The sequence below is a fragment of the Methyloglobulus sp. genome (genome assembly GCF_040079455.1).
In the GTDB taxonomy this organism is placed as follows: Bacteria; Pseudomonadota; Gammaproteobacteria; order Methylococcales; family Methylomonadaceae; genus Methyloglobulus.
In genome coordinates, this window is sequence record NZ_JBEBKJ010000011.1 from 17,798 (window position 1) to 32,754 (window position 14,957).

At 43.5% G+C, this 14,957-nt stretch carries 13 protein-coding genes and 1 pseudogene; 4 read left to right on the top strand and 10 right to left on the bottom strand.

Annotation, left to right across the window (positions count from 1 at the left end; translation table 11 throughout):
• On the top strand, positions 1–1,215 hold the full coding sequence (gene odhB, locus ABL924_RS04305) for a 2-oxoglutarate dehydrogenase complex dihydrolipoyllysine-residue succinyltransferase (RefSeq protein ID WP_349025832.1): 1,215 nt from the start codon (positions 1–3) through the stop codon (positions 1,213–1,215).
• A gap of 3 nt (positions 1,216–1,218) precedes the next feature.
• Positions 1,219–2,640 (top strand): FAD-dependent oxidoreductase, encoded by a 1,422-nt coding sequence (locus ABL924_RS04310; protein ID WP_349025833.1) that lies wholly within the window; start codon positions 1,219–1,221, stop codon positions 2,638–2,640.
• A 376-nt stretch (positions 2,641–3,016) separates the two neighbouring features.
• Here ABL924_RS04310 and amoB read toward each other — a convergent pair whose 3' ends face one another.
• The 3 genes from amoB to amoC form a co-directional block, all read right to left on the bottom strand.
• Complete coding sequence (amoB, locus tag ABL924_RS04315; RefSeq protein ID WP_349025834.1) at positions 3,017–4,261, bottom strand: bacterial ammonia monooxygenase, subunit AmoB; 1,245 nt, start codon at positions 4,259–4,261, stop codon at positions 3,017–3,019.
• 109 nt (positions 4,262–4,370) lie between these two features.
• Positions 4,371–5,114: a bacterial ammonia monooxygenase, subunit AmoA gene (amoA, locus tag ABL924_RS04320; RefSeq protein ID WP_349025835.1), complete on the bottom strand. Its 744-nt coding sequence runs from the start codon at positions 5,112–5,114 to the stop codon at positions 4,371–4,373.
• 126 nt (positions 5,115–5,240) lie between these two features.
• The gene (amoC, locus tag ABL924_RS04325) at positions 5,241–5,993 is read right to left on the bottom strand and encodes a bacterial ammonia monooxygenase, subunit AmoC (protein WP_349025836.1); all 753 of its coding nucleotides are present in this window, start codon (positions 5,991–5,993) and stop codon (positions 5,241–5,243) included.
• 302 nt (positions 5,994–6,295) lie between these two features.
• On the opposite strand from amoC, the gene ABL924_RS04330 reads away from it, so the two are divergent.
• Complete coding sequence (locus ABL924_RS04330; protein ID WP_349025837.1) at positions 6,296–6,721, top strand: hypothetical protein; 426 nt, start codon at positions 6,296–6,298, stop codon at positions 6,719–6,721.
• 6 nt (positions 6,722–6,727) lie between these two features.
• On the opposite strand, the pseudogene ABL924_RS04335 reads toward ABL924_RS04330, so the two are convergent.
• The 7 genes and pseudogenes from ABL924_RS04335 to ABL924_RS04365 form a co-directional block, all read right to left on the bottom strand.
• Positions 6,728–7,071 (bottom strand): annotated as a pseudogene (locus ABL924_RS04335) (transposase); the annotation flags it as partial.
• Between the two features lie 631 nt (positions 7,072–7,702).
• Positions 7,703–8,074 carry a PilZ domain-containing protein gene (locus ABL924_RS04340; protein WP_349025838.1) on the bottom strand — a complete coding sequence of 124 codons (372 nt, stop codon included), beginning with the start codon at positions 8,072–8,074 and terminating at the stop codon, positions 7,703–7,705.
• Positions 8,075–8,321: 247 nt separating this feature from the next.
• Positions 8,322–9,254, bottom strand: a complete 933-nt coding sequence (gene ylqF, locus ABL924_RS04345) for a ribosome biogenesis GTPase YlqF (RefSeq protein WP_349025839.1) — start codon at positions 9,252–9,254, stop codon at positions 8,322–8,324.
• Between the two features lie 290 nt (positions 9,255–9,544).
• A complete protein-coding gene (locus tag ABL924_RS04350; RefSeq protein WP_349025840.1) occupies positions 9,545–11,287 on the bottom strand; it encodes a DUF6880 family protein in 1,743 nt (580 codons plus the stop codon).
• Positions 11,288–11,428: 141 nt separating this feature from the next.
• On the bottom strand, positions 11,429–12,145 hold the full coding sequence (locus ABL924_RS04355) for a nuclease-related domain-containing protein (RefSeq protein ID WP_349025841.1): 717 nt from the start codon (positions 12,143–12,145) through the stop codon (positions 11,429–11,431).
• 234 nt (positions 12,146–12,379) lie between these two features.
• Positions 12,380–13,219: a serine O-acetyltransferase gene (gene cysE, locus ABL924_RS04360; protein ID WP_349025842.1), complete on the bottom strand. Its 840-nt coding sequence runs from the start codon at positions 13,217–13,219 to the stop codon at positions 12,380–12,382.
• The gene (locus tag ABL924_RS04365; RefSeq protein WP_349025843.1) at positions 13,219–13,968 is read right to left on the bottom strand and encodes an RNA methyltransferase; all 750 of its coding nucleotides are present in this window, start codon (positions 13,966–13,968) and stop codon (positions 13,219–13,221) included. The genes cysE and ABL924_RS04365 overlap by 1 nt, the downstream gene beginning before the upstream one ends.
• Positions 13,969–14,046: 78 nt before the next feature.
• On the opposite strand from ABL924_RS04365, the gene ABL924_RS04370 reads away from it, so the two are divergent.
• Positions 14,047–14,841, top strand: coding sequence for an inositol monophosphatase family protein (locus tag ABL924_RS04370; protein WP_349025844.1), 795 nt, complete (start codon positions 14,047–14,049; stop codon positions 14,839–14,841).
• The last annotated feature ends 116 nt before the right edge of the window (positions 14,842–14,957 follow it).

The window sequence follows — 14,957 nt, forward strand, 5'->3', positions numbered from 1 at the left end:
ATGAGCATTTCAGTCATAACCCCTAATTTACCGGAGTCTGTTTCAGATGCAACTGTGGTTGTCTGGCATAAACAGCCTGGCGATAACGTCCAGAAAAATGAAAATCTTGTCGACTTAGAAACGGATAAAGTTGTCCTGGAAGTGCCTGCACCTGAAACGGGCATCCTATCAACCATTCTCAAGGAAAGTGGCTCGATTGTAACTGGCGGTGAACTCTTGGCTACCATTGAACTGCAAGCAAGTAAGGCTAGCACTGCTGAGAAAATAATACCCACCACACAAAGCACGGCAATCCCACTAAGTCCTTCCGTACGTCGGATAGTCCATGAAAATACACTCGATCCAGCTTTAATCAAAGGCAGTGGCAAAGATGGTCGCCTTACTAAAGGGGATGTTTTAGATCATCTTAATAAGCAACAACCTGCAGAAACAAAAGTATCTGAATTAGCAACGTCTGAAGTCAAACAAAAGCCTATAGAAACCATTGAGCCAATCATTACAATTTCTACAGGTCATCGCCCTGAACAGCGCGTTGCAATGACTCGATTAAGGGCAAAAATTGCCGAACGACTACTTCAGGCGCAACAAAATGCAGCGATGCTGACAACTTTCAATGAGGTCAATATGCAAAATATTATTGATCTTCGCAACCAATACAAAGCTCGATTTGAACAGAAACATAATGCAAAACTTGGCTTTATGTCATTTTTTGTCAAAGCGTCAATCGAAGCCTTAAAACGTTTCCCTGCAATCAATGCTTCGATTGATAATACTGACATTATCTATCACGGTTATTATGATATTGGCATTGCCATCAGCACACCTCGTGGATTAATTGTCCCTGTCTTACGAGATGCAGATCAGCTCGATTTTGCAGGCATTGAAAAAGGTATTGTTGATTTTGGCGAAAAAGCCCGCTCAGGTGCTTTAAGTTTTGATGACTTGAAAGGAGGAACTTTCACAATCACAAACGGTGGGGTATTTGGTTCCATGCTTTCAACTCCGATACTTAATCCACCTCAGTGTGCAATTTTAGGTATGCACGCCATTAAAGATCGAGCAGTTGTAGAAAATAGCCAAATAATTATAAGGCCTATCATGTACTTAGCTTTATCGTATGATCACCGTCTTGTTGATGGTCGCGAAGCCGTGCAATTTTTAGTCACTATAAAAGAGTGTCTTGAAGCACCAGCCCATTTGCTTTTAAACATATAGCGCATGTCTAAAATCAAAGCTAAATATGATGTCATCATTATAGGTGCCGGTTCTTCTGCTTATGCCTGTTCAATTAGATGCGCCCAACTTGGTTTAAAGACGCTTTGTGTTGATAACTTAGACACTAACACCTCAAGCGGTGCGTTTTGCAATGCCGGAAATGTTGGCATGATAACCTTATTAGAGTCTGCAAAACTTTATGATACGTTGCTGAACGACATCGATTCACACGGGATTTTTGCTGAAAACGTATCACTTAATTTGCCTAAAATGATACTTCACAAAAATAAAATACTCGATGAAATAAACCACAATGTTATAAAAATATTTGCAGAATACAAAATAGATTTCATCAATTCAAAAGCATCGTTAATCGCACCAAAAATAATAGAATTGTCTTCAGCCCATTCCCCAAGCCAACAAATTCATGCAAAATATATTATATTAGCAACAGAATCCATTCCAATAACTATACCTTGCACACCGATCGACAATGAATTTATTCTCGATTCTACGGCTGCTTTAAATCTTACTAAATTACCAAAACGTCTGGCAATACTTGGAGCTGGCGTGATTGGGCTTGAATTAGCTGCAATTTGGAACAGGCTCGGTGCAGAGACTACATTATTAGAAGCACAAGAGACATTTTTAGGCTTATCAGATAATCAAATATCTCGCCAAGCCTATCAAATTTTTACAGAACAGGGCTTAGAGCTGCGCTTGGGAGCGCGTGTTATTTCAACAAAAATAATCAATAAAAAAGTACTAATTGAATATCAGGATGCTGATGGAACACATGCTATTCGCGTCGATAAACTTATCGTTGCGTCTGGTCGTAAGCCAAACTCAGAAAGCCTTTCTGCCCCCGAAGCTGATTTATTGCTTGATGAGAACGGCTACGTCCACGTCAATGAAAATTGCAAGACTAATTTACCGGGTGTCTATGCCATTGGCGATTTGACCTTGCATGGGCCAATGCTATCTCATAAAGGCATGGCGGAAGGAGTTTTTGTTGCTGAACACATAGCGGGTATTGGTAGTTCGTCCATAAACTATAACATTATTCCGAATGTTATTTATACCGAACCTGAGATTGCTTGGATTGGCCAAACTGAACAAGCGCTTAAGGCAATAGGAGATCGAATTAACATTGGAATTTTCCCGCTAAGTATTAATCACCAACCTAAATCTGTAATTAATGCAAATGGAATGGTTAAGGTTATTGCTTGCGCTAATACTGACACCATACTTGGTGTCCATATCATCGGCTGCCATGCGTCCGAATTGATAGCTCAAGCTGTTCTTGCCATGGAATTTTCAGCGAGTAGCGAAGATATCGCAAGAATCATTCATTCACACCCTAGTTCTGCTGAGGCTCTTCGTGAAGCCGCTTTAGTTATAAAAAACAAAGGATTGAATTCCTAATTAGAATTTTATTTTGTTAAAATGGTTTTCTTCACTTTTTTCCCTCCAAATAAAGGGTTTTTATTAACCAATGATTAACTGGCTATTTCAGCATCACCTTTACTAATCTCAATTCTATCAATTGTTGTTAAATATTAACATTCACATTGATTTAATACTCATCAGATAGGCAATACCAATCCCAATAAGTTCTCATTGATACCTTCTCCAAAGGGAGAAGAGGATGAGGGGATTTTATATAACAACTTATTGGGATTGGTATAACTATTTATCAAATAGATCCTAAGATTTATGCAATAAAAAAACCCCCATCACCTTGCGATGATGAGGGTTTCAACCCAAATATGTAACAAGCTTACCTGCTACATATTATTTATTAGATAAATGATGGGATTAATGGAGCATCGATGGTAACCATTTGACGGTTGCCAGCTTCATCAGTGAAGAACAGTAAGCCAGCAAAACGGCTATCTGGGTCATAGATTAAGTCAGCTAAACGGTATACTTCCCATGCTGCATCAGAAGCAGTTACTTCAACCGTTCTTGTTTGGCCTGGAGCAAGCGGGCTGTTATCGCTAACAGTCAAACCTTCTTCAGCCAACAAGTCATCTGGGTAACCTGTATCGTCTTCATGTACAGCTGGATCCAAGAAGCGGACTGAAGCTGTCATGAATTCACCTAAGCGTACTGATGAATCACCATTGTTAGTGATAGTCAGTGTCATTTGCATGGCACGACCCGGCACACGATATGTTGCGCTATCTACCTTAACAGCAACTGTTCTTGCTGGCATTTCAATAGGTTTCATACCACGTAACAAACCAGCCTGTAATGGCGTTGTAATTGGATACGCAGCATTTGTGGTTTCCATACTAACAGCAACAATTGCCAAAGTAGCTACCATGAAGCCAATACCAACTTTCTTGTCCATTGGAGAGATCAGTGTGTCTGCTTTTCCAGCATCCATAGCAATCAAACGTGGAACAAACACTGGTTTACGCGCCCAATAGGCAATATAGGCAATACCAAAAGCATACCAGAAAGCATGCCAGAAATAGATGTTGCCTAAATTCCAATTTTCAAGGTCGATAGTTTGACCTGTCAAAGTGGTGATTGGGTTGGTGAATTGACTCATAGAGCCAGTAATGGTTACCCATTTGCCTGGACCAATGATTGGACCACCGTCTTTCACGTTCATCATAGAGTGAACGTGCCAGTCACCAGGGCGACGAGCTTTCAACAATACTTTAAACTCGTATGTTTCGCCCAGTTCCAGAGACACAGAACGTGGCACCAATTGACCGCCAATCCATGAACCAGCACGGATAAATACAGGACCTGGAATACCAATGTTTAAGAATGATATTTCTGGTTTTGCAACGGTTTCTGGCCATCCAGCGAATACGTGGAATTTACCGGTTACAGTCATTGTATCGTTTACAGGGACTATATCTTTTGACCAATTAAGATCATACCAGTGAATTGTACGCATACGCATGAACGCAGCCTGTGACTTCTCACCATGAGCAGACGCAGTTGGAGCATAAAACATCGCCGCTGTTACAGTAACCAGCAGTGCGACAAAGGATAATTTCGCTATCCCGTCTTTTATTAATTTCATATATCCTCCTCTATAATAGAGAATCTATAGTTTTTGAGTATCTAGCGACGACAGAACTACACCTATCGCAACCAGCTTTTTTTTATTATTTATTCTAGAACAATTCTTCTTAAGAACCTTTTGTGAAGGCGGTTTGTCCAAACCATCTTCCGAAGAAATGCCACAAGAAGTAAACGATGATACTCACGAAACCAGAGAAGAACGCTGATACTGGAGCAACGTCTTTACCGAAAGTTCTCAGTGTACCTTTTTCAACCATACGGATGTATTCGGGCATGCCGGTTCTCACATAGTGATAACCTGATAAGTCAGCCAAAGTCATCATCATACCGTTGTATTCAACAGGCAAATGCAATGGAGCCATAACAGGCCAATTACCAGGGTAGAACAACAAGCCAAACCCTAAACCACCAATTACCGCTGTCAGCTGCATGCTGTTAGACACCAACAATACAACGTCCAGAACGATAGCACCTGGAACTAATTGTGATGGGAATACGAAATTAATTGGGAAGTATGTCCAGCCCCAAAAATTGAAGTATCTATTTACCCATTCACCAAACAAAAGACCTAGCACACAAAGAGTTGCACCGAACGCTATACGATAACGCCACCACAAAACTGCTTGAACTGCTGCTGGAAAAGTAATACCCATAATAGGTAAAACAGTAACCCACAACCGCCTATCTTTCCAGTCTGTCCAGAAATCCCAGTCACCCGCAACTAACATAAAGTGAACGTGATAACCGCCCAGAATAACAAAAAACAATGTGAACATAATTAGCCAATCGAACGTACGCGAAACTTTTACTGCTTCGGCGCGTGAACGTACAGCTGATTGAGATGCGCTCATTAGCTTACCTCCTAAAGGATTTAAATTATTTTTATATTAACTACTATCTATTCCTAAGACTGCTTCGCTCCAAAAGCAAGAACAAAGCAGTCAAGGAGATAGTAATTACAACCAAACTTTAGCTTATTACGCCAAGTCTTTTTTCAGCAACTTAGCAAGTGCTGCGATTTCGATGTTCAATACACCTAACACACCCAAAGCTGACCATCCGAAGAATACGAAGCCGTAGTGTAAAGGAGCAACAAACAATTCTTCCATAAACCAGAATGTATGACCCCATTCATTTAAGCCAACATTTGGCAAAATCATGAATGGACCAACGGTGGCAACCATATACATGATTGAGTTACCTTGTTGGTAAGTCGGCAATCTAGTCTTTGCGTACAAGAAAGCAGCACCACCCGTAATGATATAAATCGGGTAGCTCAAATAGAACTCGATAACATGACTTGGTGTAAAGTCAGTATCGCGAACGATTGTTTGATGCCATGTGCCATCTTGCTCTGTGAAGTAGCTAGCACCGAAATAGATCGCTGTACCGTAGCACACCAACCATGTCCAATGTGTGAAGTGTCTTCTCAACTCTTCTCTTGGTGTGATTGACATAACCTTACGGTCACGAGATTTCCAGAGATAACCCCACAGAATACCTGCAGTACTTACTTCTAAAACGAACTCGATGTAAAGAAAGTTCATCCAATATGTTTCGAATTCAGGTGCGAATGAGTCCATACCGGCTGACCAGCCATAAACACCTTCGTACCAACGAACCCACGCATAAAACACGCAATACAACGCAACACCGAGAAACAAATTTCTTTTGTTCAACAACGGTGCTTCCGCAGCATCAGCTTTTACTGATTCAGTTGTAGCTGCCATTTCTACCTCCTAAAAATTATCAAATCCCCAGATCCTAATTAAAGAACTGGGAGTCAATTGTCACCATCCATCTGCTCACCCCTAATAAAAATCTAGTGATGCCACTAGATCCATCCAGTGAGTTCTAAGTCTACCAGTTCGAATAAACGTGTCAAGTCTAAATTAGGCTCAATCATACCAATTTCAGAACTTTAAACTTGCATGGATAACTGCCTTCGCTAAAAACTTTGATAAACTTAGATTTCTGATACACTGCCTGCTGACCTTATCTCATTAACCTTTGAATCTAGATAGCTATCACCATGAAAAAATATTCTCTGCTATTTTTGATCGCTGGCATCGGAATTTTAATTTTGATCACCCAGAAGGTCATACTTCCACTAGTCAATGATGTCGTCAAATCTGACGCATTTCTTGTTGACAGCAATGATCAAGGAAGTCAATTCCCAATCTCAAACACAATGAGTGACCTTGCTTTCACGCATTGCAATACCTATATTAAGTCTGAACTTGGCTCAGATTCGTCGGTGACATTTTCAGAAAAACCTCTCAAAGCATGGAGCCTTGGAAACTATCAATATGTGGTGAATGCTGAGATTAACATAACCAGCGGTTCTAACACAGCCACCAAAAAATATGCATGTAGAATTACCTACGAAAACGGCGACGATCTAGAGGGATCAAATGACTTCAGTAACTGGTCGATAATTGGAATAGACGGAATTTAAGATTGCTCAAAAGATTACCTGATACCCATAAGCCTCATCTAATTTCATTAAAGACGACCCCTGGCATAGGTGGTGTTCTCATTGCAACATTAAGCAAAGCGAGAGCATGTCTTTCAGTTGGAATGGTCGATTATGCCGATAGCGGAATTCGGCCAGGTAACGCGGCAAATGTCTGGGGTTGATCGTATGGTAAGTGTTCGTGATCGAACAATCACATTGCCTATCATGGCATTGATCCAAGCAAAACCATCTTTGGCTACACCCCACCCTGTGACAATGCTGACATGGCTGCACCCAGCATCTGTTAAGGCTGAAAAACAAGGCCATCCGTCCGAAATGACTGTACTGCCGGGCTCGATGTCGGAATGCTTTGCATTTTCACTCCGCAAAAAACGCTCCGTAAAAACGCCCAGCCCTATCGCTTCTGGGGACTACTCGGCTTCCCGCCTCGTAGCGGTTGAATCCGCCGATTAATAGAGATACCCTTACTTACCCTTTAGAGTCTTTCTTAGTTTTCTTCGCAGCTTTCTTTTCTTTCGGACTCATAGCAGGTTTTTTCTTGTCTTCTTTATTGCTTTTTTGTTCTTTGCTCATGGTATTTGCTCCAACATAAGTGAGTGGTTTTGAAAATTCAAGTGAATGACAGCACTATGCCAGTGTTTGGAATACTAATCCGTGAAGTTTGACTGCCAAATACAATGGATTAAGCATACTCTGATACAACAATAAGAACAACTTATCGCAAAACGCACTTCCGCTGCTAAAGACCTAACCCCAAAAAACTGAGGAACTTATGGGGATCTCTAAAAATCCCCTCTCCCTCTGGGAGAGGGCTAGGGTGAGGGTTGTAAATGCTTGTTTTTAAAGCCCTCATCCCAACCTTCTCCCAGAGGGAGAAGGAGTTTTTTGAATTTTTAGAGATCCCCTTATCTTGATCGCCTACATAGGTACTGTAACAAGCATCTACAAGCTTGCATTGATTCAAGTCTCATGGACGTCGATATAATAGGGCTTTGCCAACTTAATGCACTCAAACATAAAGCTATCTAGAGCTGCTACACCTGGAGTATCCACGTAATGAAGACCTAATTCTCTTGAATTAAATTGGTGCTTGAGGATTCCACTGATTGAAAACGGGATGCCTGATTCCGGTAAAAAAAGTTGTATCTTGACCTTGCCTTCCATATCTGCAGGCATTGGCTTATTAAGCTTTATTTTGATACCTGTATAGCTAATATCGACAACCTCACCTTCTAAGCTTGCTGGCGCCTGTGGTGGCTCAAGCATAATGCTTGCTTTTAAATCACGCGGATTAAACCGAGGGGACTGCCGTCTTTCTGCTGCTTCTGCCATAGCAAAGTTCCAAATAATATAATTAGGGAATCTCTAAAAATTCAAAAAACTCCTTCTCCCTCTGGGAGAAGGCCGGAATGAGGGTAATAAAATCAAGCAATTATATCCCTCACCCTAGCCCTCTCCTAGAGGGAGAGGGGATTATTAGAGGTTCCCATTAGTTGATTATAGGCATTTTGTGAACAACAGCAAGATTGAACGAGTAGTTGATCATCGCTCATGTTGCCGCAGCATTCCTGCCTCGGAATTACGGCTTAGGAGTATTAGACAACCCCCGTTTGGCCTTACGCATCTGATTTTTCTCGGCTTTTAATTGTTGGATAATCGCCAGTTCGACCAATTCCGTCTGCATCAGGTCGGGCGTCTCCAAACTGATACGACCAAGCGTACCTGAACGTAATTCGTTCAGGAGTATTTTAGCGACCCTATCCACATCAATCAGCCCACCTGCGCGCAGGCATCCCCGCTGCCTTCCGATTACAGCTATCAATTCCTGCGCGGTAGTAGGCAATGTATCAAGCAGGAAACGGGTTTGTAGAGCGTCTAGATAATTATCTAATAAATAATCTAGCACAAAAACAGCAATATCGTCGTGACTAATCGCGGTATCTTTGATAGCGCCCGTGGCGGCTAGGCGGTAACCGCTGTTCTTATTTTCAACATTCGGCCAGAGCATACCCGGTGTATCTAGCAAAACCACGCTATTCCCGATAGCAATGCGCTGTTGTCTTTTGGTGACGGCTGGCTCATCTCCAGTCTTTGCGATGGTTCTGCCTGCCAACACATTGATTAATGTAGATTTACCAACATTTGGAATACCCATAATTAGGGCATTTATCAGTTTACCTTCGCTTTTATCCGGTGGGGCAAGTTTGTGGCAAAGATCAGTTAACTGTTTGATTTTGTCGGTTTGATCCATGGACAATGCCAAGGTTTTTACACCTTTCTGCTGTTCCAGGTAGGTCTGCCAGCGTTGCGTGATGTCGGGATCGGCAAGGTCGCTTTTATTTAACACTTTGATGCAAGGCTTGTCGCCTCGCAACCTCGCAAGCATCGGATTTTCACTGCTGAACGGAATCCGCGCATCCAGGATTTCAATCGCCACATCAACCTGAACGAGAGTTTCTTTGATCTCTCGACCGGCTTTGTGCATGTGGCCTGGATACCATTGAATGGCCATGATTTATTTTGTAAACTGAAATTAAGAATCGGTAGTGTAACAGTTCTATTTATTTTAGTACTTGATGATGACTCACAAAACGGCAGTGGATGCCTTTTTTAGGCAATGGCGTGCTAATTAGGTTTATTCAACAACCCACTTAATCTACTCTGTTTACTGGTTAAGTTTAAAGAGCACTACACTCGGTGTTTTGAAAAATGAAGAAACCAAAAATTTGTGTAAATAGCGTCGGTTTTTAGACTTTTTGTAATCCTAACAATTTTTCTCAATTGAGAACCCATCTGAATTTTTTACATAGACCCATCTAAGAGCTTGATGAAATTCCTTTTCGCCTTGAAGCGCATACGCAACTCGGCCACGTAATATCCAAAATCCCGATGACGTTCTTGCGCATCCATTATTACACCAACTTTGCGGATCAACTTCGCCGCATCGGCATAAGCGGTGTTATTGGTTTGTTCAACTAAAAGAGGAATCACCCGTTTATAAAGGGTTATGGCATCATTCCCGCGTTTGGTTTCCAGCTTGCCAGCCAGTGTTACCAGCAAATCATGGGCGCACACACCAGCATTGACTGCCGCCCAAGCCGCATCAAGATCGTTCTCCCACAGGGCAATCTCAGCTCGCAAAGAGCAATTGGGAGTAGACGGTTCTGGATTCCAGCGATCTGTCGCAGCCGCTTTTCGCGCAATCACCTCAGCAACCCAGGCCAGCGCACGTTTACGCTGCTCAGGCCATGCTCCTAACTGCTTAGCGACCTTATGCAGCTTTTGATAATGCTCCAGCGTCGTTCGTTCTTCAAACTGCACCCAGGTCAATTGTAAAGCTTCTTCGTTGCGTTTACGTTTCAGATAAGCCGCCACGAGAAAATCCCGCAACCGGCTATCTGTCATTTTAGGGAAAGCCTTCAAACCCTGCTCAGCCCACTCCAACGCCTTATCGTCCTGCCCTGCTTTAGTCCATATCTCCGCAATATTGAAATAATCATAAGCTGAGGTCAAATCCTGCGCTTTAATGGCGACCAGTTCCTCCACATCACCGCTAGCTCTTGCCAAGGATTCCATAATGCGCGTAATACGCCAACGATGATCCTCGAAATTATCGCCAGATTGTTTAGGCCTAACCTTTTGCCATTCGATATCGGCTAACTCACGATAACGCCGAAGACCTTGCTCACCCAAAACATGACTGTATGTCGTAGCACTGAAACTACAAATGCCGATGGGCAAAGTCATTTCCATACGAAACAGCCGTTCAGCCAAAACACAAGGTACTGGCTGTGCCAGTTCACACGCCTTAAGGTGCATATCACTGAGGGCATCCGCAATACTGCCGACTTCCCCATTGGAATCATCGATATTCTGCATGGCATCTTCCACGCGCTCGATAGCGTATTCAAGTAATTCAACCAGTATTCCGGCACTATCTGGCGTTAACAACTCCTCCAATGATTCTACAAGCTGTTCGAGATCACCTGCAAAATCGCCCGCCTCGCGCCAGTCAACAAAGCCGTGGATACGGGTCGCCTTGTTGATCGCTTTACGGAAGATTTGCTGTACATTACTGCCTGCCCCGTCGCGTTCTGCTTTCAATGCCAACGATTGATATAAGCGGTCATCGCGCTGCGCCGCTTCAAGCACCATGTTGATTAGCACCTCCGGCTTTTGTGTCGCCAAATAATCACGGATGTCCTGCCAAGGGTCGTGGCGTTTTTTCTTGGCTTGTGATTGACCAGCCACGCTTTCAACTCGCTGCTCAGCTAACCAGGCAAATCCCACCGCCACGCAATGCTTGCAAAAATAACCATCGGCGGCGCGTGGACAGGTGCAGTCATAGCTAAGATCACCATCATTCTCATCAGCCCACAATTTCACCCGATAAGTTTCCGTCCCCGCCACCCTGGCACTGACTTTTTGCCTGGCAGTAAGCAGCCGTTCCACAAATCCAGAAGCAAAATATTCCTCACCTCGCTGGAATGCCATTGTTCCGGCTAATTTTTTTAGGTTGTTGGGGGTTATTACCTTATCTAACATGGAAATATGCTCGTGAGTCACTTGCTCGCCCCCAAGCTGGAGCTTGGGAACAAGCAAAGCAATTCATGCTAATTGCTTGACCGTTCTGCATTTCGGATAAGCTGAACAGCCAAAAAACTGCTTGCCTTGGCTATTCCCATTTCATGCTGTTCTTAAAACCATTGGCATGCCGCATTTAGGACACGAGTTATCATGAAAGTTTGATTTCTTTTCGACAATGGTTTTGACATGCTGAACATGATCAAGGTGAGTTCTGATAGAGGGTTTTAAGCGACCAGATTGAATATTGCTGCATATTTCCTGAACTTCGCTTTCACTCAAGACTATTTGCACTTTACTTTTGATAAATCGGATATAGCCACCGGTATAAACAACATTATCCGGCATAGCAGTTTTAAATGTGCTATCGCCGACAAAGACAACGACCGAAAATACTTTTTCGGAATCAATAACTAAAGCATCCTGCAATGTTTTTGTGTGCTTATAATTTTGGTGTAAAGGATTCTGGAATTTAGTTGTATGCCGATATATTTTTTGAGTCCAGGTTTTTTGTTGCACACTGCCGAATATCCAGCCCTTCATGTTTTTGGTTTCGATCACGAAAACACCGAACCTGGAAACAATAACGTGATCGATTTGAGTTGTACCGTCTTCAGTTCGAAGCGTCACATTCTTAAATAGCGTATAGAGATGCTTATCAAGGAAAAACTTGGCCGCTAAATTAACCTGAAACTCACCCAATGCGCCTTTCATAAAAGGCGACTTCAAAAATGCAAGCAGAATAAATAAAGGAAATACCCACCAATAGGCAGCTACTACTTGAATCAGCATTTGGTTAACGATTGTCGATGGGTTCATTTCAACCTTAATTTTATGGTCATGTATTTAGAGTATTGCGGATCAACAAGTGGATATGCATCTATCATTAGGGTTTAACATAGTTGAGTACGCTCTCACTAACGCCCGTAACCATAATCTGCTGAAGTGTAGCTTAACATGTCTCTTTGTCAGCGCTAATTTTGTGGGTTAGTTCACATAACAAAAAATCTTGCTAGTTTCCAGGCTCTGGCTTGGGAGCTAGCATAACCCCATCTACCCAACCTTTTCCCGCTTCACCGAACCATCCGCAATCTGACAATCGTCCAACGAACACATGGGGGTTTTCGCGCAGTTAATCCCTGCTTCATTGATGGCTTTTTGCATGGCTGCTATTTGTTCATCAAGCGAATTAATATGGTCGAGCATGTGGTTGATGGCGTAGGCAACCGGATCGGGCATGTCGGATGTTGCACCATAGGCATCAAAACCCATTTTGGTGGCGATTTTGTCGCGTTCGGTTTTTTTCATTTGCGCTTCGGGTTCTTTTGCCAATTCAGGATTGCTGTCCAGCCAGCCATACTGTGGTTTGTCTGCTTTGGCTTGCATATCAATGACGTGACCTGGAATGCCAACGACCGTTGCTCCCGCCGGTACGGCTTTAAGGATCACTGAATTTGAACCAATACGCGCTCCTGCCCCGATTTCAATTGGCCCCAAAACTTTAGCGCCTGCGCCAATCACCACGCCATCATGTAGGGTAGGGTGGCGTTTACCTTTGTTCCAGGTTGTTCCGCCCAAGGTTACGCCATGATATAAAGTGCAATCGTCACCAATCACGGCGGTTTCTCCGATCACCACGCCCATGCCGTGGTCGATAAAAAAACGCCGTCCGATTTGTGCGCCGGGATGGATTTCAATACCTGTCAACCAACGGCTGATATGGGAAATTATCCGCGCCAATAATTTAAAACCCGCGTTCCAACATACATGGCTGATCCGGTGTATTTGCACGGCATGAAAGCCTGGGTAAGCTGTGACCACTTCCAGCACCGATTGAGCTGCGGGATCGCGCCCGAAAACACAGGCAATATCTTCTTTTATCCTTTCTAACATTATTGGCTCCGCTTGATTTTAGCTTTATTGCCTTGCGACATCCTCAAAATACCCCTGAGAATATCCAGCTCCTTGGTATCCAGGTGTACCCGGTTGTAAATTCGGCGCAATCGCCGCATGATTGAATTTGATTGGTCGGGCTGCATAAAGTCAATATCAACTAAAGCCTGATGAAGATGACCATAAAAAGATTCCATTTGTTCAGTCGTTGCTAATGGCACGTCGCCTTTATCACCGATTTGGCTTTTTTCCTGTAACCCAACTGCCACAAACAATTCATAACAGACGACTTGCACGGCGGCAGCGATATTCAAGGAACTGTATTCGCTGTTACAGGGGATTCTCAACAAGTAGTGGCACAAATCCAATTCATGGTTTTTTAGCCCAGAATTTTCCCGCCCAAATACGATAGCCACTTTATTGTCGGGTTCATGGATTACGACTTTTTCGGCACATTCACGCGGAGTAAGCTCTGGCCAGCTAATGGTGCGGCAACGGGCGCTAGCTCCTAACACCAACTGGCAATCGGCAATCGCTTCGGGCAAAGTTTCGTAAATCTTGGCAGCAGCCAAAATATCATCCGCACCTGAAGCCCTTGAAGTCGCATCGGCACTCGGAAAAATTTTGGGATTGACCAAGCACAGGTTGTCCATCGCCATGTTCTTCATCGCCCTGGCAACAGCGCCGATATTGCCGGGGTGCGAGGTTTCGACCAATACAATCTTGATATTAGATAGAAACGCTTCCATTGTTTAAAAAAGCGGTAAGTTTATCAAAAGATTTGTTATCCTAATCAGGTTTCTAACCGCTCATTATACAATCAACTTATGCAACCCATGCTCAATATCGCCATACGTGCTGCCCGTAGCGCTGGCGACCTTATACTCCGTTCCTCCGACAACATCGGCCAGCTCAATATCGACCAAAAAGGCAAGAATGACTATGCCAGCGAGGTAGACCGCGCAGCAGAACGGGAAATCATCAATATCATCCGAACGGCTTACCCTGACCACGCCATTCTCGCCGAAGAAAGCGGATTACACCAAGGCAACGATTTTGTTTGGGTAATTGACCCGCTGGATGGCACCACCAATTTCCTGCATGGCTTTCCACAATATGCGGTTTCCATTGCCTTAAAATATAGAGGCAGATTGGAAGTTGCCGTTATTTACGACCCCTTGCGCGACGAGCTATTTACCGCTAAACGTGGTGGCGGTGCGATGTTAAATAGCCGCCGGTTGCGGGTGACCAACCAAACTAGCATGAAGGGGGCCTTAGTTGGCACAGGCTTTCCGTTTAAGACTGACCTCCATTTGGATGCTTACATCGGAATGTTCCGCGCCATAACCACGGAAGCCGCCGGCATTCGCCGCGCCGGAGCGGCAGCACTGGATTTAGCTTACGTTGCCGCCGGACGTTTAGATGGCTTCTGGGAAATCGGCATCATGGAATGGGATATGGCGGCGGGTATTCTATTAATTAAGGAAGCTGGCGGCGTGGTCACCGACTTTTCTTTTAATGACAATTATCTAACATCGGGCAATGTTATTGCTGGTAGCCCGAAAATGCACCAAATGTTGTACCATTTGATAGAGCCGCATGTGACGGACAATTTGAAATAATTCCTACGATTTGACATTATTCCAAAACTAGATGGATTATATCGTGCGTTAATATGGTTGTAACTTAAATAGAGGCTAGGCAAATTGCCGTCGGTTTTTGGAAGCTGAAGAACTCA